28 protein-coding genes and 1 riboswitch are annotated in these 23,327 nt (G+C 35.3%); of the genes, 12 read left to right on the top strand and 16 right to left on the bottom strand.

Annotated features, from left to right (window positions below; translation table 11 throughout):
- Positions 1 to 339: 339 nt before the first annotated feature.
- The 3 genes from C1724_RS01835 to C1724_RS01825 all read right to left on the bottom strand — a co-directional run bounded on the left by C1724_RS01835 (position 340) and on the right by C1724_RS01825 (position 3,016).
- Entirely contained in the window at positions 340 to 1,515 is a 1,176-nt protein-coding gene (locus tag C1724_RS01835) for an aminotransferase (RefSeq protein ID WP_102345047.1), read from the bottom strand.
- The gene (locus tag C1724_RS01830) at positions 1,512 to 2,012 is read right to left on the bottom strand and encodes an Lrp/AsnC family transcriptional regulator (protein WP_102346696.1); all 501 of its coding nucleotides are present in this window, start codon (positions 2,010 to 2,012) and stop codon (positions 1,512 to 1,514) included. The genes C1724_RS01835 and C1724_RS01830 overlap by 4 nt, the downstream gene beginning before the upstream one ends.
- Before the next feature lie 443 nt (positions 2,013 to 2,455).
- Entirely contained in the window at positions 2,456 to 3,016 is a 561-nt protein-coding gene (locus tag C1724_RS01825) for a hemerythrin domain-containing protein (RefSeq protein ID WP_102345046.1), read from the bottom strand.
- Between the two features lie 176 nt (positions 3,017 to 3,192).
- Here C1724_RS01825 and C1724_RS01820 point away from each other — a divergent pair, with 176 nt between their 5' ends.
- Positions 3,193 to 4,041, top strand: coding sequence for an alpha/beta fold hydrolase (locus C1724_RS01820; RefSeq protein WP_102345045.1), 849 nt, complete (start codon positions 3,193 to 3,195; stop codon positions 4,039 to 4,041).
- 130 nt (positions 4,042 to 4,171) lie between these two features.
- On the opposite strand, the gene C1724_RS01815 is transcribed toward C1724_RS01820, so the two are convergent.
- Entirely contained in the window at positions 4,172 to 4,420 is a 249-nt protein-coding gene (locus C1724_RS01815) for a YugE family protein (protein ID WP_258000257.1), read from the bottom strand.
- 277 nt (positions 4,421 to 4,697) lie between these two features.
- On the bottom strand, positions 4,698 to 5,444 hold the full coding sequence (locus C1724_RS01810; RefSeq protein WP_102345043.1) for a peptidylprolyl isomerase: 747 nt from the start codon (positions 5,442 to 5,444) through the stop codon (positions 4,698 to 4,700).
- 111 nt (positions 5,445 to 5,555) lie between these two features.
- Here C1724_RS01810 and C1724_RS01805 point away from each other — a divergent pair, with 111 nt between their 5' ends.
- A complete protein-coding gene (locus C1724_RS01805; protein ID WP_102345042.1) occupies positions 5,556 to 5,939 on the top strand; it encodes a kinase-associated lipoprotein B in 384 nt (127 codons plus the stop codon).
- Positions 5,940 to 6,065: 126 nt separating this feature from the next.
- Here the strand turns inward: C1724_RS01805 and C1724_RS01800 are convergent, their stop codons facing one another.
- The 3 genes from C1724_RS01800 to C1724_RS01790 form a co-directional block, all read right to left on the bottom strand.
- A complete protein-coding gene (locus C1724_RS01800; protein ID WP_102345041.1) occupies positions 6,066 to 6,479 on the bottom strand; it encodes an ATP-binding protein in 414 nt (137 codons plus the stop codon).
- A gap of 216 nt (positions 6,480 to 6,695) precedes the next feature.
- A complete protein-coding gene (locus C1724_RS01795; RefSeq protein WP_102345040.1) occupies positions 6,696 to 7,031 on the bottom strand; it encodes an STAS domain-containing protein in 336 nt (111 codons plus the stop codon).
- A 292-nt stretch (positions 7,032 to 7,323) separates the two neighbouring features.
- A complete protein-coding gene (locus C1724_RS01790; protein ID WP_102345039.1) occupies positions 7,324 to 7,803 on the bottom strand; it encodes a hypothetical protein in 480 nt (159 codons plus the stop codon).
- 195 nt (positions 7,804 to 7,998) lie between these two features.
- Here C1724_RS01790 and C1724_RS01785 point away from each other — a divergent pair, with 195 nt between their 5' ends.
- Complete coding sequence (locus C1724_RS01785; RefSeq protein WP_102345038.1) at positions 7,999 to 8,199, top strand: gamma-type small acid-soluble spore protein; 201 nt, start codon at positions 7,999 to 8,001, stop codon at positions 8,197 to 8,199.
- Positions 8,200 to 8,265: 66 nt separating this feature from the next.
- Here the strand turns inward: C1724_RS01785 and C1724_RS01780 are convergent, their stop codons facing one another.
- Positions 8,266 to 9,525 carry an SH3 domain-containing protein gene (locus C1724_RS01780; RefSeq protein WP_102345037.1) on the bottom strand — a complete coding sequence of 420 codons (1,260 nt, stop codon included), beginning with the start codon at positions 9,523 to 9,525 and terminating at the stop codon, positions 8,266 to 8,268.
- A gap of 290 nt (positions 9,526 to 9,815) precedes the next feature.
- Here C1724_RS01780 and purT point away from each other — a divergent pair, with 290 nt between their 5' ends.
- The 6 genes from purT to C1724_RS01750 all read left to right on the top strand — a co-directional run bounded on the left by purT (position 9,816) and on the right by C1724_RS01750 (position 16,157).
- Positions 9,816 to 11,006 carry a formate-dependent phosphoribosylglycinamide formyltransferase gene (gene purT / locus C1724_RS01775; RefSeq protein ID WP_102345036.1) on the top strand — a complete coding sequence of 397 codons (1,191 nt, stop codon included), beginning with the start codon at positions 9,816 to 9,818 and terminating at the stop codon, positions 11,004 to 11,006.
- A gap of 276 nt (positions 11,007 to 11,282) precedes the next feature.
- A riboswitch (FMN riboswitch) is annotated at positions 11,283 to 11,426 on the top strand.
- A 175-nt stretch (positions 11,427 to 11,601) separates the two neighbouring features.
- On the top strand, positions 11,602 to 12,693 hold the full coding sequence (gene ribD / locus C1724_RS01770) for a bifunctional diaminohydroxyphosphoribosylaminopyrimidine deaminase/5-amino-6-(5-phosphoribosylamino)uracil reductase RibD (protein ID WP_102345035.1): 1,092 nt from the start codon (positions 11,602 to 11,604) through the stop codon (positions 12,691 to 12,693).
- 3 nt (positions 12,694 to 12,696) lie between these two features.
- Positions 12,697 to 13,347 carry a riboflavin synthase gene (gene ribE / locus C1724_RS01765; protein ID WP_102345034.1) on the top strand — a complete coding sequence of 217 codons (651 nt, stop codon included), beginning with the start codon at positions 12,697 to 12,699 and terminating at the stop codon, positions 13,345 to 13,347.
- 105 nt (positions 13,348 to 13,452) lie between these two features.
- A complete protein-coding gene (locus C1724_RS01760) occupies positions 13,453 to 14,646 on the top strand; it encodes a bifunctional 3,4-dihydroxy-2-butanone-4-phosphate synthase/GTP cyclohydrolase II (RefSeq protein ID WP_102345033.1) in 1,194 nt (397 codons plus the stop codon).
- 28 nt (positions 14,647 to 14,674) lie between these two features.
- On the top strand, positions 14,675 to 15,139 hold the full coding sequence (gene ribH, locus C1724_RS01755; RefSeq protein ID WP_102345032.1) for a 6,7-dimethyl-8-ribityllumazine synthase: 465 nt from the start codon (positions 14,675 to 14,677) through the stop codon (positions 15,137 to 15,139).
- A 115-nt stretch (positions 15,140 to 15,254) separates the two neighbouring features.
- The gene (locus tag C1724_RS01750; protein ID WP_258000255.1) at positions 15,255 to 16,157 is read left to right on the top strand and encodes a DMT family transporter; all 903 of its coding nucleotides are present in this window, start codon (positions 15,255 to 15,257) and stop codon (positions 16,155 to 16,157) included.
- A 31-nt stretch (positions 16,158 to 16,188) separates the two neighbouring features.
- Here the strand turns inward: C1724_RS01750 and C1724_RS01745 are convergent, their stop codons facing one another.
- Entirely contained in the window at positions 16,189 to 16,854 is a 666-nt protein-coding gene (locus tag C1724_RS01745; RefSeq protein ID WP_102345031.1) for a queuosine precursor transporter, read from the bottom strand.
- A 2-nt stretch (positions 16,855 to 16,856) separates the two neighbouring features.
- Complete coding sequence (gene queF / locus C1724_RS01740) at positions 16,857 to 17,258, bottom strand: preQ(1) synthase (RefSeq protein WP_102345030.1); 402 nt, start codon at positions 17,256 to 17,258, stop codon at positions 16,857 to 16,859.
- Between the two features lie 386 nt (positions 17,259 to 17,644).
- On the opposite strand from queF, the gene C1724_RS01735 reads away from it, so the two are divergent.
- Positions 17,645 to 17,836, top strand: a complete 192-nt coding sequence (locus C1724_RS01735) for a hypothetical protein (RefSeq protein ID WP_102345029.1) — start codon at positions 17,645 to 17,647, stop codon at positions 17,834 to 17,836.
- A gap of 98 nt (positions 17,837 to 17,934) precedes the next feature.
- Here the strand turns inward: C1724_RS01735 and C1724_RS01730 are convergent, their stop codons facing one another.
- Together C1724_RS01730 and C1724_RS01725 are read right to left on the bottom strand one after the other, a co-directional pair.
- Positions 17,935 to 18,471 carry a DUF420 domain-containing protein gene (locus C1724_RS01730; protein ID WP_102345028.1) on the bottom strand — a complete coding sequence of 179 codons (537 nt, stop codon included), beginning with the start codon at positions 18,469 to 18,471 and terminating at the stop codon, positions 17,935 to 17,937.
- A 193-nt stretch (positions 18,472 to 18,664) separates the two neighbouring features.
- The gene (locus C1724_RS01725) at positions 18,665 to 19,498 is read right to left on the bottom strand and encodes a patatin-like phospholipase family protein (protein WP_102346694.1); all 834 of its coding nucleotides are present in this window, start codon (positions 19,496 to 19,498) and stop codon (positions 18,665 to 18,667) included.
- 260 nt (positions 19,499 to 19,758) lie between these two features.
- Here C1724_RS01725 and C1724_RS01720 point away from each other — a divergent pair, with 260 nt between their 5' ends.
- The gene (locus C1724_RS01720) at positions 19,759 to 19,938 is read left to right on the top strand and encodes an aspartyl-phosphate phosphatase Spo0E family protein (protein WP_102345027.1); all 180 of its coding nucleotides are present in this window, start codon (positions 19,759 to 19,761) and stop codon (positions 19,936 to 19,938) included.
- A 202-nt stretch (positions 19,939 to 20,140) separates the two neighbouring features.
- Here the strand turns inward: C1724_RS01720 and C1724_RS01715 are convergent, their stop codons facing one another.
- Together C1724_RS01715 and C1724_RS01710 are read right to left on the bottom strand one after the other, a co-directional pair.
- A complete protein-coding gene (locus C1724_RS01715) occupies positions 20,141 to 20,371 on the bottom strand; it encodes a hypothetical protein (protein ID WP_374703412.1) in 231 nt (76 codons plus the stop codon).
- A gap of 193 nt (positions 20,372 to 20,564) precedes the next feature.
- Entirely contained in the window at positions 20,565 to 20,765 is a 201-nt protein-coding gene (locus tag C1724_RS01710; protein ID WP_102345026.1) for a hypothetical protein, read from the bottom strand.
- Between the two features lie 261 nt (positions 20,766 to 21,026).
- Between C1724_RS01710 and C1724_RS01705 the strand changes: the two genes are divergently transcribed.
- The gene (locus tag C1724_RS01705; protein WP_102345025.1) at positions 21,027 to 21,620 is read left to right on the top strand and encodes a biotin transporter BioY; all 594 of its coding nucleotides are present in this window, start codon (positions 21,027 to 21,029) and stop codon (positions 21,618 to 21,620) included.
- Between the two features lie 71 nt (positions 21,621 to 21,691).
- Here C1724_RS01705 and C1724_RS01700 read toward each other — a convergent pair whose 3' ends face one another.
- Positions 21,692 to 23,023: a Na+/H+ antiporter family protein gene (locus tag C1724_RS01700; protein ID WP_102345024.1), complete on the bottom strand. Its 1,332-nt coding sequence runs from the start codon at positions 23,021 to 23,023 to the stop codon at positions 21,692 to 21,694.
- Positions 23,024 to 23,327: the final 304 nt, after the last annotated feature.

Raw genomic sequence — 23,327 nt, 5'->3', positions numbered from 1 at the left:
CAATGCTATTAAAGAAATAAGGAATTCCTCATTGAAACGTATAAAGGCCATATACATATTTAGTTTACACATATCTACCATTTATTAACGACCCTTTATTATACTTTAAGTATGTTTAACTTCACTAAAGAATTAAAGTATAAGAAAAGAGGGCCTTGGTCATCCCTTTAAGGACATCGTAATTTGCCATTACGGGCACACGTGTTTTTTAATGAATTTTTATTTCTCAAGCACCACATTATTAATAAAAAAAATTTCATAGAACGGTAAAATGAATGGGATGCCATGAAGACACCCCATGTTAATACTTCTTAGTATGCAAACCCCATAAACATATTATCATACATTAATCTGTAATTGTTCAATAAAATGTTTCATTCGCTTGATCGCTTCTTGGAGCTGCTCAATTGATGAAGCATATGAACAGCGGATATGTCCTTCACCGCTTGCTCCAAAAACGTTACCAGGCACTACCGCAACCTTTTCTTCTTTTAAAAGATTCTCAGCAAATTCTTCCGACGTCATACCTGTTCTTTTAATGGAAGGAAATGCATAAAAAGCTCCGCCCGGCATATAACAATCTAAACCGATTTCATTTAGTGATTTAACAAAATAATTTCGGCGGCGATTATAGCTTTTTTTCATGTCAGCCACATCTTGCATGCCGTTTTTCAACCCTTCAATCGCACCATATTGCGCCATTGTTGGAGCACACATCATTGTATGCTGATGAATTTTTAACATCGCTTGGATAAACTCTTTAGGACCAACAGCGAAACCTAGTCGCCAGCCTGTCATTGCAAAGCCTTTAGAAAAACCATTGATTACAATCGTTCTTTCGTGCATTCTATCAATCTTCGCGAAACTCGTATAATCTTGGTCATAGCATAGTTCTGCATAGATTTCATCAGAAATAACAAGAAGATCATACTTTTCAACGATTTCCGCTATTTTTTCGAGCTCTTCTTTTACAAGAACTGAACCTGTTGGATTATTTGGTGTACAAATCAAGATCGCTTTTGTACGTGGCGTTATAACAGCCTCAATTTGTTCAGGCTGCAGTTTAAATTCATCCTGACTTGATGTTTGAACCGAAACTGGAACTCCACCAGCTAGCTTAACTATCGATTCATACGCAACGAAACATGGTTCAACAATAATGACCTCGTCACCAGGATTAAGAATCGCACGGAAAGTAATATCTAATGCTTGGCTTGCACCAACTGTTACGATCACTTCCTCTTTTGGACTATACTTAACACCAAATTTGTTAACCATATACCTTGAAATTTCTTCACGTAATTCTAATAGTCCTGCATTTGCTGTATAAGCCGTATAACCTTCCTCTAATGAAAGAATACTTGCCTCACGAATGGACCACGATGTCACAAAGTCTGGTTCACCTACGCCTAAAGAAATAACACCTTCCATACCGGCAGCTAAATCGAAAAAGCGGCGAATTCCTGATGGTTTTAAATCGATTACTGTATCGGAAAGATAGTGGTGCTTACTCATGGTGTCACCACAATTCGACGATCCTTCTCGTCGTCACCAAAAATTGTTCCATCATGCTTATACTTTTTCATTATGAAGTGAGTAGTTGTCGATATAACAGAATCTAATGTAGATAATTTTTCAGAGACGAAACGCGAAACCTCATGTATACTTCTACCCTCAATAACGATTGATAAGTCATATGCACCTGACATTAAGTAGACAGACTTCACTTCTTCGAATCGATAAATACGTTTAGCAATATCATCAAAACCAACGTCCCGTTTCGGGGTTACCTTTACATCGATCATCGCTGTTACACCAGGGTCCTTGTTAACTTTATTCCAATCAACAATTGTTAAATAATTTAAGATGATGTTGTCATCCTCGAGTTTCTTGATAATCGTTTCCGTTTCTTGAACTGTTATGTCTAGCATTTTAGCTAAATCTTCTATCGGTAAACGACCATTCTTTTCAAGAATCTCTAGAATTTCAATTTCTTTTTCACCCACTGCTATTTCACGCCCCTCAAGAATCGTTTTTGTTTTTAGACCCATTATAACAGATACAAGCAATTTTTAGCGGTAATTTATTTTAAAGTTAATAAAATTTAAATAGGTTTAACTATACCGCTATTTTAACCTAATTGTTCGATTATCTTTCAGGATATCTTTAAAAAGGTTAACCAAGTCTAACTCGTTGTCAAACGTTCAGATACCGTAAAAATCATACTCCTTTACGATATGCAATTTTAGAAATATGGTTGCCTGTATACCGTACTACGCCAATTATAGCAGATGATGTGAGATTTTATTCCTAATGAGGGGGATCGGATCAATCCATAGAAACTAATAACTGACTGAACCTAACACCGCTAACGGAAAAAAGCTTGAGGAATGACCTCAAGCAAGGTAAGCATGAATATCCTCTGTTATCATCGGCGAAAACCCTAATGTTTAGATTATCCGAACGTTTTCAATTGTAACAATAATGTTTCCTTATCTTCTTCACTCAAGTTTTGTTCTGCTAGAGGAAAAATAACAGCCTCTTCTTTTCGAAAATGCTCGACGATCGTAAAATAAGCAACTTCCAAACAAGATAATAAAGACAGGGCTTCTATTGGGCTAAGCGGATGAGTTCGATTTTCTACTGTTTCAATAAACTGTCTTATTGAACGTTTTGCATTTTTATGTTCGTAATCCATCACCATAATCATACCCGAATCATCCTGTAAATACCGATTGAGCAACGGATAAAGGAAATGATCTTCACGATATGTGTGGGGCTTTAACTCACTTAAAAACGACACAACAGACTTATACAATTGATAATATTTTTTATTCCAGTTTTGATCGACAAGACAATTTTGTTGCAGCTCAACAACTAAATCATAAATACCCTGAACCTGCTTTAATAATGGTTCATGCTCAGCTTTTAATTGTTGAATTGGCACAGATAATTTTATATTTTGATTGTCACCACCATATTGCGAAGAGGTACCAAAATCTTTAACCTTTTCCATATTTCCATCCCCTTTTCCTCACATAACATATAACTGCAACCTAATGGATAGTATAAGAATACTCTCATTTAATAAAAATCAAAATGAACTTTGTCACATGCAAACCATTTGATTCTGAAGATTGGTTGAATGTTTAATAAAGCCACAACATCATGTGAAAGGTTGAGATAGCACAAGTGGTTACAAAACAAAATGCATTTCTGACCGTAGAAAACATCGACATTTACTATGAGCTAATTGTAAATAAGCAAGCCCAAAACTCTAGCTTTACTATCGTTTTACTTCATGGTTCCCTTTCCTCAACATTTTGTTATCGAAAATTAATCCCTTATTTTGAGAAAGACTATAACATTGTCAATATTGATTTACCGCCTTTTGGGAAGAGCGAGAAATCGAGAACATTTAAATATACATATAAAAACTTAGCAATGCTTGTTATAGAATCTGTAAAAAAACTGGGTTTTACAAGCTGTATTGTTGTTGGACATTCGATGGGTGGACAAATAGCATTAATGGCTGGACAAAAGGAACAACAGCTAGTTAAAGGAATCGTGTTATTAAGCAGCTCTGGGTACATGCCGAGGTTTAAAAAAAGCTTTATTTTAGCAACGTATATTCCCTTCTTTTCATTCGCCATCAAGCGCTATTTAGAGAGACAGGGCGTTGCAAGCAACTTGTTAAAAGTCGTCCATGATCAAAAAATGATTGATGATGAAATGATTAAAGGCTATGAAGAGCCTTTTCATGATCGAAAAATATTTTTTCCATTATTAAGATTAATACGATACCGCGAAGGTGATCTTACCCCCGAAGAATTAAAACAAATTCATACCCCTACGTTATTAATATGGGGAAAGCACGATCGAATTGTTCCTGTTCGAATTGGCAAGCAACTCCACGAAGACCTACCAAATTCTAAATTTATTGTATACGAAAAAACAGGCCACCTTGTTCCAGAAGAGCGACCTGATTTAGTATACCGGGATATTCAAGTGTTTTTAGAAAGTCTTCCAGCATTAATCTAATTTGGACAACGTAATGAACACCGTTGTCCCCTTTCCTTTTACATACATAAGCGCAAACCAAGAATTGCATCAAACTCTTTTTTGAAGCAAAAAAATAGAAGCGCACTGTTATAATAAGAGTCGCTTCTACCTATACCGCATATGGAATTGTTTCTTTTAGAGCCAATACCTTTTTTGCAACTTCCTGACATTCAGCAAAAGGAATCAATTGTTCAAATGAAAACTCATAAATAAATTGAATTCGCTTTGCTAAGTATTTTAGATCGTTAATTTCATGGACTGCTTGGATAACATCAACCACTTCAACTTCATATGAGCCAGAGCCATAGCCTAATGGATCCCAGTCATTAATCACTTCTCTGATTTTTTCATTTAACATTTTTGATCCTTCCATCCCCATCACCTTATATGAGTGTTGACATATTTGACTACAATACTGCTTTTATACTTCTATTTTAAGCGCAATAAGTTCAAGTAACACACTCAGATTCTTACAGATTTACGACAATAATTAAAGCGATTTAATGTCTTTATATTAAACTTTAAGTTTTAGTAACAAACACACAGTGCTAACGCACTAAAGTATTTTACCACAAAAAAGCGATTTTACATATAGGCAAAATCGCTATTTCTTGAAATATTTGTAAATAACCTTTTTATTCTTTCACGACAACTTCATTAATTAAAACCGGCTCAACAGGAGCACTTGTAACAGAATCTACCTCAACACTCGCAATTTTATCAACAACATCCATACCCTCTATTACTTGTCCAAATACAGTATGTTTTTGATCAAGCCATGGTGTTCCGCCCAATTCTTTATACTTTTCGATAGCGTTAGGTGGGAAACCAGCCTGTTGCATTTGATTAACTAATTCCTCGTCCACGACTTTAGCCTGAACGATGAAAAATTGACTACCATTTGTGTTCGGTCCGCTATTCGCCATTGATAATGCACCACGGAAGTTAAAAAGTTCTGTAGAAAACTCATCTTCAAACGGTTCTCCCCAAATACTTTCACCACCTGTTCCGTTCCCACTCGGGTCACCACCTTGAATCATAAAATCACTGATTACTCGATGAAAAGTTAAACCGTTATAGTAGCCATTTTTACTATGTGTTAAAAAGTTTTCAACCGCTTTTGGAGCATGATCTGGAAATAGTTTAATAACAATATCCCCTAAACTAGTTTTCATTGTCACGATAGAATCCCCTTCTGCTGCTGGCTCCAATTGTGGTAGATTAACTTCTTGACCTTGATTTTGATTCTCTTGATTTTGAGTTTCCTCTTGATTTTCTGTAGACTCGCCATTATCCGTATCCGCTGGAGCTTCATTACCACCACAAGCCCCCAATAGTAATATCCCGAAAACTACTAACAAGCTAATCAATGATTTTTTCATTTATATCTACCTTTCATCTCAAATTTCTCTTTTGTCCTTTATCTATGATAAAATTTTTTACATAGGAATGTCAAAGTTAGATGTGAATTTTTTACAAAGGAGAGTCAAAATATGTCTAATGAGTTTCAATTAGGTCAAATTGTAACCGGGATATATAAAACCGGAAAGTATATTGGAGAAATTACAGCTATAAAACCTCAGCTCTATACAATTCGCGTCAAAGCAGTTCTTAAACATCCGCAACAAGGTGATTTACATGCACCAAAAGAAGCGGATGTCCTATTTTTTCATGAAAGACGTGCTTTAGCTTTAAATGAACAAACGAATATTCCAAAAACACAGGTAAGAGAATATACAGAAGATGTCCCAGACTATACCGAATCTCTAAGGATAGCAATCAGTGAACAAAAACAAAAACTCCAAAGTGAAAAATCAGATTGGGCTAATAAATCAATTGAAATTCTTGAAAAGCTTGAGCTTGATTATTTTAAATAAGCTCTTATATACATGAAATTTTGGGCCATCGAATATGTCTTTAGAGACGCATCGCGATGGCCCAATATTTTCAACTATACGTTGGGTTAATATAAGAATTTGCCCAACTTTTATAATCATATCATCTTAGACATCGTTCACTGAAATCATTTTTTTCATGAATAATTCAACATAATCCCCATTTTTCATCACTTTTACTTCATCCATAATATGTTTAATTAACTGTAATCCGCGACCTCTATTGCCGTGATTCAGTTCTTTTGGTTCCTCGGCAATGGGAAATATTTCACCTTTATGTTTTATACAAATATCTAGTAATTCAGAAGTTAAACTCCACCTTACCTGAAACACATCTTGATCAGTTTTTTGACAATACTCATAGGCATTCATGCAAGCCTCTTCGATCACAAGCTTTAAAAATAGCGTCTCTTCATTTCGAAACCCCATATTTCTAGCGATATTTTCAGTTAGTTCAATAACTTGAAAAATATCCATCTCTCTTTTAACTAGGAAACTAGATTGATTATCGGATAGTTTCATGGAATAAGCACTCCTTATTAAGAAAAAAGTAAATCAATAGCAGCAAATCCTATCATTATTTGTTTTTATTACAAGAACTATAACTATAAAGGTGCTTAAGCCCGGTGCAAAACAGACTATAAATAGAACCACACCTAAGGCATATCCTAAAGATAAATATGTATATAAATATATAAAATATAAATTCCCCTTCTCCACATAGAAGGGGAATTCTTATTAAGCAGTTAATGAAACACGTTTAGATTTTTCAAGAAACTTTTGAGCTTCATTATCTGTAGGAAAGATTCGAATAATTGAATCAAAACGAACGATATCAAATATTTCTTTCATTGATTTTTGTATATGGGAGATTACAATTTGTTTTTCCAATCTTGCTGCTTCCTTCACTGCATCTGCAATCACTCCGAGTCCACGGCTATTCATATATGAAACACGATCTAGATTTAAGATAATACCACTAGCATTCGATTCCAATAGATTTTGAATAGCTAATTCGAAAGCTTTTACATTTACAATTGATATATTATCATCCCATATTAAAGTTTGAACCAAAACTAAATTCCCCCTTCACCTGCATTAATACAATAATATTTATTCAATATTATTATTATTCAATTATTAATCATCTATGACTACCCCTATTCCTTCGTAAAATTCATACAAATACTGACAGTTTTTTTTAATATGTATTTAATTTTATTTTTGATGATTTGCAAAAATTCCACAATAACACTCAGTATACCGGTGTTTCTTAAACACTAAGGTAGGTTTGAAGAAGGTTTATTTTTTAAATAAATTGTCGAAATTTTGCTTATATGTGAACAGGATAATTTCTCACTTAACCTTAAATTTCTTGTTTATGCAGAGTAAATCGTTCGCAAATTTTCTTCAAGACAAATCCAACTATTATTCCCGGAATTAAAAAGAGCATGGGTAACCAAACGGGCCCCAATAAAACATCAAATATCGTTATTTTTGTAGAATAAAAAACTCCTACTGTGACTGAATAAGCTGAAAATACAAAAGGAAAAAATGCCCACGGCGATAGCGGTTCATCGGAAGCAAATCGGTAAGCATCCCAAATGGCAAACATATAAATACAAGGATAAAATAATAACCACTGAAAATTGGTAACAAGAATAGCCTGGTCAATTTCGCCCAAAAAACTAAATCGAATAGCGCTATTAAAATTACTCATAACATTAACGATAATTTCCAATATAATAAATACAGTTCCTTTAAAGAGATGACTATTTAGATATTGACCAAATCCAGGAAAAGCAATACTCCAAAATAAGACCTCAAAGCGCTTAAATTTTTTCATACGTACCCCTCGTACCATGTTATATAATAATAATCTTTTTCTAATTCACACATTGTTATACCTAGATAATAATTTTTGTTTTATTTTCACATCAGACTTAATACCCAAATAATAAATAGTTTTTCAGTATGGATTTAATACTTTTTTATGGACAAACTAAATTTAGAAATTAAGTATATTTCGAGGTGATAGTGAATGGATTTAAAAAAAGAGGATATTTCCTATTCTATCGTTGGAACAAATATAGATGATGTCAAGCGAGAGAATGCCCAATCCGGGCTTTCATATAATGAAGTAAAAGCTCTATTAGCACAGCAAGGCGGCTTTAACACTAAGATATATTCAGACACTAATGTGGACGAGATCCGTAAACAACTAAATAACAATAACAAGTAGCCAAACCGGGTAATATGTAAAAAGAGCTTGGAATGTAGCTTCCAAGCTCAATATCTATTAGAAATTTTATTGGACCACAAAATCCATTTTTACATTGTCCTTAAGCTGCTTACCTTTTACAGACTTGATATTTTTTATATATAGGGTATATGTTTGCCCTGATACGTATGTTTGCAAAGGTTTAATACTAATCTTTTTAGCATCGGCACCTAAAGATAATTCTACTGCTACATCCTTCTTAGTAGAATCTTGTATATAGATGTTTGTAGACTGAATAGAACTAGCAGCAATCTCCGTATCTAACTCTACATTCCAAACTTTGTCTTTCGCAACTTTTTGAGCTGTGTTCCATTCTTTCCACTTTTCAGTTACTGGAGCATTAGTTTCTGATTTACTCAAATAACTTCCCGCTACATATCCTTTTGTTCCATCTGATAACTGTACCGGATACCATGTAAAATGGTTAGCTGGATTCACCACATCATATACAAAAGAACCAGTTACTATCCCGGTCTCATTTTGTTTTACAGTCTTTACAATTGAACTCGATGTAGTTGGTTGCTGACGCACCTTCACATCTGCTCGATTGAAATAAACTTCTTCATTTTGTTTGAAAAAATATTTACTAGTATGCAATGGTCCGTTCGTTAGATTAAAAAACATCGTTGCAAACTGTATATTTTGAACATCTTCAGTATTATAAACAAAATCGGTAGATTTAAATGAACTAGGTGCTATATCTAGTAAACTTTTAGCCCTGATAATTTGCATAACTTGCTCTTGGTAGGCATCTTCATTTCGCTTACCACTTGCTTGATAAACTGGGCTATTAACAGGCTTAATGCCATTATAAGCCATAATTGCAAAGTACCAGTTTTCAATAATATGTCTTGAGCCATTATTAATGGTAGGTAAGTCTTTGCGAGCAAAACTATTATTTAAGTTTTGAACCCCCGCTTCAATGTTATAAAGCAAATCGCTTTCAAGCCTTTCCACATCTAAACCTGTTGTTAGCGTTACTTGCATAATCCCGATGCCGCCATCATCACTAATAAGTGGAACCTCTTGACTAGTATAATGTTGCCAGCCACTTTCCTGTTCAGCTATCGCTTTAACTATTTCCGGTGGTACATCATAAGATAATGCCACTTCTGTTAACAAACAATTAATAGTTTGGGGTGAAGGATTCACTCCCTGCTCCGGTACATATCCACATTTAGTAGCTATTGATGTTTCAGCATATGTATGAATAGGATTAAAATTTACCGGAAGTAAAATTACAAATGCCACAACAGTAGCCATCCATGATTTAGACAAACACTTCAAGGTATTCCCTCCTCTAAATTCTTTCACTCTACTAGTCTACCATATTGTTTACTATTAATAATACTTTAAACCATAATTAAGATAAGAACATTAAAAAACGAATAATTAAAGAAAATGCATTTATCTTAAAAATTCTATCCACATTTTAATACATCTTAAGTAATAAAGGTATTATTTTTATATTGACGTAGACTAACAGCGTTGACTATACTCAATAAAGACGAATGGATATCTATTATTCTTTTAATAATGTTCGTGATTACACTAAAACGAATCTAGGAGGAAATATAATGTATGGAGCTCCGCTTTCTCAAAACTCAAAAAAATTAATGTTATTAGGGTCAGGGGAACTAGGAAAAGAAGTCATCATTGAAGCCCAAAGATTAGGTGTCGAAACGATTGCTGTTGATCGCTATGAACACGCACCTGCTATGCAAGTAGCACATCGTTCTTATGTAATTGATATGCAGGATCCTAGTCAGCTTTCAAAAGTTGTTTATCAAGAAAAACCTGATTTGATCGTTCCCGAAATTGAAGCGATTGCAACTTCTGCTTTAATTCAATTAGAACAGGAAGGTTTCAATGTTATTCCGACCGCCAATGCAACCCGTTTAACAATGGATCGTGAAGGCATACGTCGACTAGCGTACGAGGAACTTAATGTGCCAACAGCACAATATGAATTTGCAGATACGCTTGACGAGTTAAAACAAGCTGTAGAGAAAATAGGCACACCTTGTGTAATTAAGCCATTAATGAGTTCTTCTGGAAAAGGTCAAAGTGTTTGCAAAACACCAAATGATATTGAAGCAAGTTGGACATACGCTATGGAAGGTAGCCGCGGTAAAAGTACGCGAGTAATTGTGGAAGAATTTATTAAATTTGACTCTGAAATTACTTTATTAACAGTTCGGTCTATTTCTGGCACAAGCTTTTGTGCGCCAATTGGTCATGTTCAAAAAGATGGTGATTATATCGAATCATGGCAGCCGCATTTTATGAGTGAAACACAATTACTTCAAGCGCAAAAAATTGCTAAAACAGTCACCGATGCACTTGGCGGTTATGGAGTATTTGGAGTCGAGCTATTCCTTTGTGAAGACGGCGTTTACTTCAGTGAAGTGTCACCACGTCCACATGATACAGGTATGGTAACACTTGTTACTCAAGATTTATCAGAATTTGCATTACACGTAAGGGCGATTCTCGGCTTTCCAATTCCATCTATTAATCTGCTTACACACGGAGCTTCACATACATTAAAAGCTACAGATGAAACATCTGAATTTATCCTAACTGGAATTGACAAGGCACTTGCCCTACCAAATACACATGTACGAGTATTTGGTAAACCTGAAACAAAAAAAGGCCGAAGAATGGCCGTTGCATTAAGCACAGCCAAAACAGTCGACGAAGCGCGTAAACTCGCAGAACAAGGCGCACAATGTTTACAAATTCAACAACTTAGCACAATAAATTAGAAATGCGAATGCGCCTGTATTTTCCCTAAAGGCAGCCCACGTCCTGTGGGCAACGGGAAAATCCTCGCCATCCTGGCTCTTCCCGCAGGAAAGCATCGGCTAAAACCGAGACATCCTGTCGCAACGCCGATACTAGCACGTCCTGTGTCTCTTTGACCCCGAGGAGCTGGCGCTGAAGCTAGACAATCACATACAATTTTTACCTTTTAAAAAAACAATCAGATATAATACTTGTATTTATTAACCAGATTGCTATATAGTTAAAGAAAGTAAATAAAATTCCTTCGGGGTCGGGTGAAATTCCCAATCGGCGGTGATGTAGTAGGTAATGTACATACTAACAAGCCCGCGAGCCTTTTTAGGCAGGATCTGGTGTGAATCCAGAGCCGACAGTTACAGTCTGGATGGTAGAAGGAGCGAGTGGTTGATTGAACATATCTTTATGTTCATTTTTAACCGTTTATTTGTTGTACTTAATTTGTACATCTGCTTTCATTTATCAAAGACCCGAGGAATATTTCCTTGGGTCTTTTTATTTATTCGTTAATAGATAGAATTGTTTTCACTACATGTCTAATATTGAAAAGGTGATGTAATGACAGACGAACAGTATATGCGACTTGCGATTGAACTTGCAGCTAATACAAAAGGACAAACAAGTCCAAATCCATTAGTTGGTGCTGTAGTTGTGAAGAATAACCAAATTGTAGGCATGGGGGCGCACTTAAAGGCTGGTGAACCACATGCTGAAGTACACGCTATTCATATGGCCGGCGAAAAGGCAAAAAATGCAACGATTTATGTAACATTAGAGCCATGTAGTCATCATGGCCGGACACCCCCATGCGCTGACCTATTAATTAAAAACGAAGTAAGTCGAGTTGTAATTGCCTCAACAGACCCGAACCCTCTTGTTGCTGGCAAGGGTATTAAAAAATTAAGAGATGCAGGAATTGAAGTTGATGTTGGCGTACTTAAAGAAGAAGCGGAAGCGCTGAACGAAGTCTTTTTTCATTATATTTCAACTCGTACACCATATGTAACCCTTAAATCGGCAACAACCCTCGATGGGAAAATTGCTACGGTTACAGGTGAGAGCAAATGGATTACTAGCGAAGAAGCTAGATTGGATGTTCATAAATATCGACATCGTCATGATGCAATCTTGGTCGGGGTCAATACGGTCATTAAAGACAATCCTCAACTTACAACAAGATTACCATTAGGTGGTAAAAACCCGATAAGAATCGTTCTAGATACCAACCTAAGGATTCCAGAACATGCTGCATTGCTAAATGATGGTTGTGCACCCACATGGGTTGTCAGTGGAAAAAATGCACCTTTAGAAAAAATACAGCTATTAAAAGAAAAAAATATTGAGATGATCCAGCTACCAACTGAGAAAATCAACATTCCATCTTTCCTAAAAGCCATAGCTGAAAAAGGAATTTCCTCACTGTATGTAGAAGGCGGAGCAGAAATTAACGGCAGTTTCATTAAAGAAAAAGCTGTTAATCAAGTTATTACGTATATCGCTCCAAAAATAATCGGCGGAACAGCCGCACCTACCTCTATCGGTGGTGAGGGATTTGAAAATTTAAGTGATAGTTTGCAGCTTGTTATCAAATCAGTAGAACAAATTGGGCCTGACATTAAAATTATCTCGGTACCAGTTAAGGAGGCATAACTATTGTTCACGGGAATTATTGAAGAAAAGGGTACTGTTAAATCAATCGTGCAATCTGGTGAGGCAATTGTCATGACAATTGCTGCTCCAAAAATATTACAAGACGTTCACCTAGGAGACAGCATTGCAGTTAATGGAGTTTGTCTGACTGTAACTTCTTATGACTCGCAAGTGTTTTCTGTAGACATCATGCCTGAAACTGTCCGTGCAACTTCACTTAAAGATCTTAAAATGGGATCAAAAGTAAATCTTGAAAGAGCAATGGCCGCCAATGGGCGCTTTGGTGGTCACATTGTTTCAGGCCACGTGGACGGGATTGGTACCATCATTAAAAAGCAACCCGTATCAAATGCTGTATATTATGAAATTGAAGTGGATAAGAGCTTACTCCGCTATATGCTATATAAAGGGTCCGTTACTGTTGACGGAACAAGCTTAACCATTTTTGGACTAACCGAAAATTCATTTACATTATCTTTAATTCCACATACATTATCTGAAACAATTATTGGTGATAAATCTCGAGGTGACATTGTTAATATTGAATGTGATATTTTGGGGAAATATATAGAAAAGTTCATCTCTAAAGGAAATTTACAAGGTACAGAAACAAAAATTACAAACTCATTCCTTGAAGAGCACGGTTATAAGTAGAAATACGAAAGCGCCTTGGGCAGCCTTATTCGATTTTCGATTAGTTGGATATAAATACACTGAATGAATAAAAATATAAAATAGCATTGCCGGGAGGATGAAATCATGTTTGATCCAATTGAAGAAGCCATATATGAGCTTATGCAAGGGAACGTGGTCATTGTTTGCGATGATGAAGACCGTGAAAACGAAGGGGACTTTATTGCATTAGCTGAGAAAACGACACCCGAGGTAATTAACTTTATGATTACCCACGGACGTGGATTAGTGTGTACTCCAATTACTGAAGAATTGGCACAAAGTTTAGATTTAGTACCGATGGTGAACGTGAATACGGACCCACATGGTACAGCTTTTACAGTAAGTGTCGATCATAAATCATCAACAACAGGTATTAGTGCTAGTGAGCGAGCGGAAACGATTCAACAATTAATTAATCCAAATTCTAAAGCCGCAGACTTTAAGAGACCTGGACATGTTTTTCCTTTGATTGCAAGACCAGGTGGCGTACTTCGAAGAGCAGGTCATACCGAAGCTGCTGTTGATCTTGCAACATTAAGTGGAGCGAAACCTGCTGGTGTTATTTGTGAAATTATAAAAGATGATGGCACAATGGCAAGAGTGCCTGATCTCCGAAAAATTGCCGATGAATTTGATTTAAAAATGATTACAATAAAAGATTTAATTAGTTACCGTAATCATAAAGAACAGCTGGTAAATCGTGAAGTGGAAATCACACTTCCTACAGAATTTGGTGATTTCAAAGCATATGGTTATACAAATATTATTGATTCAAAAGAACATGTTGCCCTTGTAAAAGGTGAAATAAACGCTGATGAGCCTGCATTAGTTAGAGTTCACTCTGAATGCCTAACTGGGGACGTTTTTGGATCATTCCGTTGTGATTGTGGTCCACAATTACACGCTGCTCTTTCTCAAATTGAGGAAGAAGGTAAAGGTATTCTCTTATACATGAGACAAGAAGGTCGTGGCATTGGTTTAATTAATAAATTAAAAGCCTATAAGCTACAAGAAGAGGGCTACGATACAGTTGAAGCAAATGAAAAGCTAGGTTTTGCACCGGATCTTCGTGATTATGGTATTGGAGCCCAAATCTTAAAAGACCTAGGTGTTAAGAGCATGAAATTATTAACAAATAATCCTCGTAAAATTGCCGGCTTAGAAGGATATGGAATAACGCTTGTCGAAAGAGTTGCATTACAAATGCCAATGAAAGAAGAAAATGAAAAATATTTGAAAGTAAAATATGAAAAACTAGGACACATGCTTAAATTTTAATACAACGTTATATTAGGAGGAATTTTAAATGGGGAAAGTATTTGAAGGAAATTTAGTAGGAACAGGATTACGAGTAGGTATTGTTGTGGGACGTTTTAATGAATTTATTACAAGTAAATTATTATCAGGAGCATTAGATGCTTTAAAACGCCATGGCGTTGAAGATGATAATGTAGACACAGCTTGGGTACCAGGTGCATTCGAGTTACCGTTTGTAGCAAAGAAAATGGCCGAGTCAGGCAATTATGATGCGGTTATTACATTAGGAACTGTTATTCGCGGCGCAACTACACATTATGATTATGTTTGTAACGAAGCTGCTAAAGGGGTAAACCAAGCTGCACTAACAACTGGCATTCCAGTCATTTTTGGACTCGTTACAACAGAAAATATTGAACAAGCGATTGAGCGTGCAGGAACAAAAGCAGGTAATAAAGGTTGGGATTCTGCAATCACTGCAATTGAAATGGCTAACTTAATGCGAAACTTTTAAGAATAACCCTATAATAACTTTTGAATAAATAATAATAGATCAGCTTCCGCTCTTATGTAATTGTGGGAGCTCATTTTTTTGGTTATATCAATAATAAAAAGATTGGAACTTTTTTATGATAAATTCTTATGTATTACTAATAATGGTTGCTATTATTTATGCTAGCAATCTAGTGCTTGGAAAATCTGTAACGACAGCAGTCCCTCCTTTTACATTAGCATTTTTACGAATATTCATTGCGACAGTATTTATCTTTCCAATTGGATTTAAACAGTGGCACAAAAACAAAGGGCTGTGGCTAAAGGAATGGAAGGCATTAGTCGGATTATCATTAACTGGGCTTGCTTTATTTAATGGACTTGTTTATTTATCATTGAATTTTACAACCTCGATTAATGCGGGGATCGTCGAATCAACTACTCCGATTCTCTCAATACTAATAGGATTTTTTATACTAAAAGAACGGTTTACACCATTACAATATGTCGGAGTCATATTGTCGTTAATTGGTGTTTTGTGGGTGTTATCTCGCGGTTCACTTGAAACAATCTTGAACCTATCGTTTAATCGTGGAGATTTAATTATGTTAGTTGCTATTTTTTGTTGGGTGTTTTATTCCATCTTCGTTAAACAGCACGCAGCCAAATTTCCCGTGTATGGTGGTTTATTTATCATGAATTTAATTGCTTTAGCCTTTCTTTTTCCATTAACGTTGATTGAATGGCCCAGGATTGCGATGATAAGTTGGGATACTTCAATACTATTAAGCTTGCTTTATTTAGGCACTTTCCCTTCAGTACTCGCTTTAATAGCTTGGAACCATGCAGTTGGAGATATCGGTCCATCAAAAGCATCGATATTTTTAAATCTTATTCCCGTCTTTACGGTAATTGGTGCAATTTTGTTTCTTGAAGAAACAATTACTTGGATGCAGTTAATTGGCGGTGCTCTTGTTTTATGTGGTGTTTTTTTGACAACAAAAGAAAAACAAAAAGTTGAGGAAACAATCGAAATGTGATGATTCCTCAACTTTTTAGTATGTTATGGATTTAAGAACTTACTGTACTAGTGCTAGACGCATTTAGCTCTGCGCATTTCTGTTTTCTTGTGAATAAATAAAACAATGGTGTATCTAATAAAGCAAGCACTAATTTTACAGCAAATTGAGAAAGAATCATCATCCAAATGTTTGGAACGGTTCCGATAAATGCAATCGATATAAAAATTGTCGTGTCAATTAACTGTGACGATAGTGTACTTAAATTGTTTCGGAGCCACTTATGCTTCTCTTTCGTGACTTTTTTCAAAGTGGAAAAAATATACACATCAACATGCTGTGAAATAAAATAAGCTGCCATACTTGCAATCATAAATCTAGCATTTTGTCCAAGTAATGTATCATAAGCCGCTTGTGAATCGGCTGCAAATGGTGCGACAGGTAACATTTGGCCAATTATAATCATAATGCTAGCGAAAACTTGGGCACCAAAGCCGTATAAAATAGCTTGTTGTGCTTGTTTCGTGCCATAACGCTCATGAATAATATCCGTCAATAAAAATGTAAAAGCGTACGTAATAACAGCGGCAGGCACTGTAATAAACTCACCAAACATTACAATTTTACCTGCAAGAACATTTGCAACCACGAGGGAAGTTGCAAATAAGACATTAAGAATAAGTAAATCCCTCGGAACTGTAATCGTGTTATTCTGCATTATTAAGCCTCACGAACTGCTGTTGTTTGCAATTCTATTCCACCGCGTGCTGTTTGATATACAGTAACAACCACTTTCTTAGGGTTAATCGCGTACACCACATCATCAGCTATATTAGCTGCTAACGACTCACAAAAAGCCCCATGATCACGATACGACCATAGATAAAACTTAAGAGACTTTGATTCAATACATTTTTGATCTGGAACATATGTGATTTCAACTCGACCAAAGTCCGGTTGACCAGTCTTTGGACAAACAGCTGTAAATTCTAATGCTCTAAACGTGATTTCCTGAACATTTGGGGCATCAAAGGCTTCATTTTTTAAAACCTCACATGCCTCTTCTACGCTTTTAGGCCTTGGCATCGGACCTGATCGTGGTAAATAGTAATTCTCTTTCATTTATACATTCACTCCCTAGTTTTGTTTTAGCAGGATTTTACGAACTGCTGACACACATTAAAGTGTAGTGCCTTGGTTTGCCCTATATAGCAAAAACTAGCCTACAATAATATTTATGTGCGACTTATCTATTATAACAAAATGTTGAGAAATGTTAATTGGAAAATCACTTATTTTTAGATAGTACAAAATTATGAATAGTTCCAAGAAAAATTTAATATGCTATTGCAAAAAAACATACACAAAGGTGCAAGAAATTAAAACATTAATTAGGTTTGCCACCTTTCTAGTGGTGTTCACAAAATATTCAAAATTGATCATTGTTTTTTACTTTATACTTAATGCAAGGGGAGTACTAATTGCTATAAATTAAAGGGGAGTTTGTTATGACAATAACTTATGGAATTATGATGATGGCTACTTTGATAACATTATTAATCTGTGGTTTCGCAATGGGTAAAATCTCTGAAAAGTATGGAAGAACACATTTACTGCAATTCATACCCATTACAATAGCCATTCTTATGATTAACATTGTGTTTGCAGTAGTCGAAATGTCACGTGCAGGTAGAATATAGTAAAATTGTCATTAGGGCAACATTTTTATTTTAAAACTTTCAAAATTAAGCAATGCCAAAAAAGGCTCCCACTATCTTTACTTCGCGGGAGCCTTTTTTTAATAATATGGAGAAATCATTAAGTAAACCACGACACCAGTAAAAGCCACATACAACCAAATTGGCATTGTCCAACGTGCAACTTTTCGATGCTTTTCAACTTGCATATTAAATCCCCTTGTAACACTTATGAGTGCAAGTGGGACGATTGCGATCGATAAAAGAATGTGTGTTAATAGGATAAAGAAATACACATAACGAATTGAACCATCGCCACCAAAGGCAGTTGATTCTGCTAAGCCATGGTAAATGACATACGTAACTAAAAATAAGGTTGTTGTCGTAAACGCAGATAAAATAAATCTTTTATGAAGCTTAATATTTTTTTGCTTAATGCTCACTAATGCTGCAACTAAAAATACAAATGTAAAACTATTAAATACAGCATTCAAAAATGGTAGTATAGTTAAATCGACATCACCTAACGTATTATATTTCGGCATAAAATATAGCACAGCTATAAGACCATTAATAACAATCGTTAAAATAACAATTAATGGGGTAAAGTTTCGCTGCTTGGCAACTTGTTCATTCATTCACATTAACCTCCCTTTATGATTACTTTGATAGTTAATATCTAAATGGCAACTTAAATTATTACAGGAAACGACAGTATTTCGTCTACTATTAACTTTATTAAAGTATAAGAAATAACGTGTTAAATTACAACTATATTTGGCATTTGAGCATTTACTTACAATTCACTTACAATAAAACATCATATTGCCATCAATAGTGTAACCACTCTTTTAAATTATCAAATTGGCCTTCTATCTCTTTATACCCCTGAAGATAAAGATCAGTTAATTTATCTTTATTTCTTTCAACACGACTAACTTTTAAAGATTGCGTCGGACGGATTACAAATACATGTCCCTTCTTTTCCTGATCTTCAATATAATCCATGGTATCGTTATATATTCTGTAGCGATTTTCCAATGCCAATACTAAACCTGGATAGTTCCTATATGCTCTTTTTATTAACCATCCAAGCTGACCTCTACTTTTTCGATACCCTTTATTTCTAGTAAGAATTAATACATTCTTTTTGCAGCCATCAAGTTCTAGCTTTTTAATAGGTAGTGGGTCTGCTAGGCCACCATCTAATAATTCCCTACCTTCAATCTTTACAATTGGCGCCATAAATGGTAGAGAACTAGATGCCCGTAATAATTTTAGTGTTCGCTCACTATCATTCCCTTTTTCAAAATAAACAGGTTCACCGCTCCTACAATCTGTTGTGACAGTAATAAACCTTTCTTTTGCTTGATGAAAGGTTAGAAAATCAAAAGGTACATGTTTTTTAGGCAGCTCATCAAATATAAAATCCATACCAAATAATTCTCTATTTTTAATTAGATTTCGATATGAAATATATTTAGGATGGTCTATATAATCAATTGTAACCTTTTTGTTGCGCCCTAATTGTCGTGAAATATATGATGAACCTTGACAAGCACCTGAAGAAACACCGATTACATTTTGAAAGTATAACTCCTGTTCCATAAAAAAATGCAAAACTCCTGCTGTAAAAACACCGCGCATTCCACCACCCTCAAGCATTAACCCAATATTCTCCACGCCGTCCTCACTCCAATTTTTCAACTAAGATATAATAATTTTAACGATAATTAAGATAAATTGCATGTATTTCAGACTTCATAATTCGAGCTAATTTTTTCTAGTAAAAAATATTCAAAAAAAACTGACTAGTTTTGTCGAAACTATTATTTTATTTTCTAGAATATGTAATAATAAATTTACATATTACTACAGCATTTTTCGTTTGATTTTTGATGGAAGATTGAGGAGATGAATCGGGGATGGAGTTAGGTTCAATTACTAATGTAATTAGAAAACAAATAGAAGTTAAAAGAAAAGAGATGATTGAGTTAGCGTCGGTTCATGGAATTAATAGTTTACTGACAGTTCAATGTAGTCAAGAACTAGACCGTTTACTAAACCACTTAGATCGGCAATTATACAAAAGAAGAACAGCATAATAACGTACGTTATGATAATGATAAGCATTTTCTTGTGGGAAAAGAGTAAGCCTTTAGAACTACTCTTTTTTACACATGTTAAAATATATAAATGCCAGGATCGATTAGTTTAGCAATATGTTAACCTCTGGTTATTTTAATACTTTTGAGCTAAAGAAAAAACACGTAATTTGTTCGCAGTGACAAATTACGTGTTTTTTTGTTACCAATAACCTTTATAAGGTGGGTACGGATATCCGCCATATCCGCCATACCCGCCATACGGAGGTCCGTAATAATATCCCGGATAAGGTCTTGGCCCATAAAAATATGGACTCATTAACGTACCTCCTAAAAATCCTCCTAGCAAGCCACCCAAAAACGGTGCTCCTAGAAAACGCTCATCATGTCTGCCATAATAAGGATTCGCTCCAACCATAGGGCCACGCATCATACTTAATCCTCCCTTTCTGTTGTATAAAAGCCTATACTTCAATGTATGTAAAGTTTTGAAATTGGCTTAGGCACCTATCACATTACTTCGAAAAAACTTAGGATTAGGTGCAGCACACAACTAACGAATCATAATGTTAACCTTTTACATACAATGATTGGAGGTTTTGGGGTCGCATAGTTATAGCATTGTTTTAATAAAACCCCAATAAATACAACATTGAAACGAAAATCGCCACCGCAATTGTTCCGGCTGAAATAATTTCCATAAATTTCATCCATGAAATATGCCAATAGCATTTTATATTAGTAGCTAAAGCTAAACATAAGGCCATCCCAAACAAAATACTTACTAAGAATGATGTCACATGAAATAGGCTCGGAATTAGTTCCATATAAATCCCCACTTTATATCTCAATTTGACAACTATATTAAAGTACTAGTTTTATAATAATTTTATATTCCAATATTCCAGATAGATAGTATGTCTTAAGTTAATATTATGTTGTTTTAGCCAAAGGTGTAGTGATTTATTTCACATTTTGTAATTATAGGTGGTGCGTTACATTTGTAAACCTATTTTAAAATAAAGTTGACATAACTACCTCGAATTTTATAATATAGTGTTAATCATACATATATAGGGGGAGCGTTTATGTCAAATCGAAAATTTAGAACCATTGATTTAACGATGGTGGGAGTGTTCGTTGCACTTATGGCAATTGGTGCGAATACAACGTCTTTTCTCATAATTGGTGGCGTCCCAATAACATTACAGACCTTTTTTTCAGTGCTTGCAGGGGCAATCTTAGGAAGTAGACTCGGGGCTATTTCAATGGTTGTTTATACTTTAGTAGGTATTGCTGGGGCACCAGTATTTGCCCAATTTACAGGGGGAGCAGCAATCCTTGTAAAGCCTACATTCGGTTTCATTTTATCTTATATTCTAGTTTCTTACCTTACAGGACTTATCATTGAAAAAGGAAAGAATCCTACAGCTAAATTATTTATTACAGCATCACTTGTAGGAATGGTAGTTAACTATATACTTGGAACAAACTATATGTATTTCGCATATAAGCTTTGGGCAGAAGCTCCAGATGGCTTTTCTTATGGTTTGGCTTGGGCTTGGATGCTTGCACCATTACCAAAGGATATTATCCTCTCTATCTTCGCCGGTGTGATTGCGCCACGTATTTATAAAGCTCTACAAAAGTCGAATAGCTCATATAAAGAAAATATTGCTTAACCTAAATTTGAAGAACTTGTTTAAAATTCGAAACTAGAAAAAAGAGTTTCCAGCCGGAAACTCTTTTTTATTTATAAAATAATTGCTGCAAGCCAACCAAAAATTATTAATGGAATATTGTAATGCACAAATGTAGGAACACAAGTATCCCAAATATGATTGTGCTGCAAGTCCACATTCAAACCAGATGTCGGTCCAAGTGTACTATCAGATGCAGGGGAACCAGCATCTCCAAGTGCTGCAGCTGTGCCAACTAATGCGATCGTTGCCATCGGACTAAAGCCGACCTCCATTGATAACGGAACGAATATAGTTGCAATAATTGGAATGGTTGAAAAAGATGAGCCAATACCCATCGTAACAAGCAAGCCAACGATTAACATTAACAGTGCTGCTAAATGTTTATTATGTCCAATCACGTCTGCTGCTTGATTCACCAATAAATCAACATGTCCAGTTTCCTGTAATACACTGGCGAAACCTGATGCCGCTATCATTACAAAACCAATGAATGCCATCATCCTCATACCATCAGTTAATAGTGCATCAGCTTCCTTCCATTTCATTGCACCGCTAAAATAGATAACCGCTATTCCTGCTAATGCCCCAAAGATCATTGAATCAACTTGAGGTAGCAACTGAACGATTAATGCCACGATAATGGCTACAATTGAAAATGCAATACTTCTAGTTGAGTAACCAGTTTTTTTCTCAGTTTGATCTGTTTCTACCGCTATATCAATAGTTCGATAATTTCTAGGTTTACGATACGTAAGAAAAGCAACAAGTAATCCTACAACCATACCGCCAACAGGGATAACCATTGCCGTCGGGATATCACTCAAATTAACTTCCAGTCCACTTTGTGCCATATTACTTTGGAGAATATCATGAAAAATAGCACCAAAGCCTGTCGGTAATAAAATATAAGGTGCTGTTAACCCAAATGTGATTATTGTAGCCACCAAACGACGATCTACTTGCAATTCATTTAACACCTTCAATAATGGCGGAATTAAAATTGGAATAAAAGCTATATGAATTGGAATCACATTTTGAGAGAAGATCGATATAATTAAAATTATGATTAAAATAAGTACTTTTGATAATGATTTTTTCTTACTCTCACCTTGTTTTCCAACTGTTTTTAAAGCAACATCCACCAATAAATCTGGCAAGCCAGTTTTTGAGATTGCAATGGCAAATCCCCCAAGCAACCCATAACTTAATGCAACTTGTGCACCTCCGCCGAGCCCATCACCAAAAACTGAAATGGTCTCAGATATCCCAAGCTCCCCGATTATTCCACCAAAAAAGGCGCCAATAATTAAGGAGAGCACTACATTCACTCGTAATAAGCTTAAAATTAACATAATTAATACTGCAATTACGACAGCATTCATGATGCTCCTCCTAATTCTTTAGTGTGATAAATCACTAATACATTAAAGTCCTCCTAAAAATTATCATAGTATAATATAACTGTCAATGGTAATTAGTAGGTCTCTGGTAGATTCTATGGATTAAAGGTTAGCTTTCTTTTGTGTGTTTATAGGGATGATAATGTTGATGTTGATGTGTTATTCGTTACCGTTGTGCCTGGTTTTTCGAGTTTATGGGCACGATTTCACACTATTCGTTACTGCTGGACCTGCTTTTTCATATTTTCGGGCACGATTACTTCCTATTCGTTACCGCTTGACCTAT

This window comes from Bacillus sp. Marseille-P3661, assembly GCF_900240995.1.
Lineage (GTDB): Bacteria > Bacillota > Bacilli > Bacillales > Bacillaceae_J > OESV01.
This window is presented reverse-complemented; position numbering and strand designations above follow the sequence as displayed.

What these genes read in the sequence shown, in the direction of transcription:
- C1724_RS01835 (WP_102345047.1), bottom strand. Translation starts at nt 1,515, where the DNA reads ATGAGTAAGCACCACTATCTTTCCGATACAGTAATCGATTTAAAACCA.
- C1724_RS01825 (WP_102345046.1), bottom strand. Translation starts at nt 3,016, where the DNA reads ATGGAAAAGGTTAAAGATTTTGGTACCTCTTCGCAATATGGTGGTGAC.
- C1724_RS01815 (WP_258000257.1), bottom strand. Translation starts at nt 4,420, where the DNA reads ATGTTAAATGAAAAAATCAGAGAAGTGATTAATGACTGGGATCCATTA.
- C1724_RS01810 (WP_102345043.1), bottom strand. Translation starts at nt 5,444, where the DNA reads ATGAAAAAATCATTGATTAGCTTGTTAGTAGTTTTCGGGATATTACTA.
- C1724_RS01805 (WP_102345042.1), top strand. Translation starts at nt 5,556, where the DNA reads ATGTCTAATGAGTTTCAATTAGGTCAAATTGTAACCGGGATATATAAA.
- C1724_RS01800 (WP_102345041.1), bottom strand. Translation starts at nt 6,479, where the DNA reads ATGAAACTATCCGATAATCAATCTAGTTTCCTAGTTAAAAGAGAGATG.
- C1724_RS01790 (WP_102345039.1), bottom strand. Translation starts at nt 7,803, where the DNA reads ATGAAAAAATTTAAGCGCTTTGAGGTCTTATTTTGGAGTATTGCTTTT.
- C1724_RS01785 (WP_102345038.1), top strand. Translation starts at nt 7,999, where the DNA reads ATGGATTTAAAAAAAGAGGATATTTCCTATTCTATCGTTGGAACAAAT.
- purT (WP_102345036.1), top strand. Translation starts at nt 9,816, where the DNA reads ATGTATGGAGCTCCGCTTTCTCAAAACTCAAAAAAATTAATGTTATTA.
- ribD (WP_102345035.1), top strand. Translation starts at nt 11,602, where the DNA reads ATGACAGACGAACAGTATATGCGACTTGCGATTGAACTTGCAGCTAAT.
- C1724_RS01760 (WP_102345033.1), top strand. Translation starts at nt 13,453, where the DNA reads ATGTTTGATCCAATTGAAGAAGCCATATATGAGCTTATGCAAGGGAAC.
- ribH (WP_102345032.1), top strand. Translation starts at nt 14,675, where the DNA reads ATGGGGAAAGTATTTGAAGGAAATTTAGTAGGAACAGGATTACGAGTA.
- C1724_RS01750 (WP_258000255.1), top strand. Translation starts at nt 15,255, where the DNA reads ATGATAAATTCTTATGTATTACTAATAATGGTTGCTATTATTTATGCT.
- C1724_RS01745 (WP_102345031.1), bottom strand. Translation starts at nt 16,854, where the DNA reads ATGCAGAATAACACGATTACAGTTCCGAGGGATTTACTTATTCTTAAT.
- queF (WP_102345030.1), bottom strand. Translation starts at nt 17,258, where the DNA reads ATGAAAGAGAATTACTATTTACCACGATCAGGTCCGATGCCAAGGCCT.
- C1724_RS01735 (WP_102345029.1), top strand. Translation starts at nt 17,645, where the DNA reads ATGACAATAACTTATGGAATTATGATGATGGCTACTTTGATAACATTA.
- C1724_RS01730 (WP_102345028.1), bottom strand. Translation starts at nt 18,471, where the DNA reads ATGAATGAACAAGTTGCCAAGCAGCGAAACTTTACCCCATTAATTGTT.
- C1724_RS01725 (WP_102346694.1), bottom strand. Translation starts at nt 19,498, where the DNA reads ATGCTTGAGGGTGGTGGAATGCGCGGTGTTTTTACAGCAGGAGTTTTG.
- C1724_RS01720 (WP_102345027.1), top strand. Translation starts at nt 19,759, where the DNA reads ATGGAGTTAGGTTCAATTACTAATGTAATTAGAAAACAAATAGAAGTT.
- C1724_RS01715 (WP_374703412.1), bottom strand. Translation starts at nt 20,371, where the DNA reads ATGATGCGTGGCCCTATGGTTGGAGCGAATCCTTATTATGGCAGACAT.
- C1724_RS01710 (WP_102345026.1), bottom strand. Translation starts at nt 20,765, where the DNA reads ATGGAACTAATTCCGAGCCTATTTCATGTGACATCATTCTTAGTAAGT.
- C1724_RS01705 (WP_102345025.1), top strand. Translation starts at nt 21,027, where the DNA reads ATGTCAAATCGAAAATTTAGAACCATTGATTTAACGATGGTGGGAGTG.
- C1724_RS01700 (WP_102345024.1), bottom strand. Translation starts at nt 23,023, where the DNA reads ATGAATGCTGTCGTAATTGCAGTATTAATTATGTTAATTTTAAGCTTA.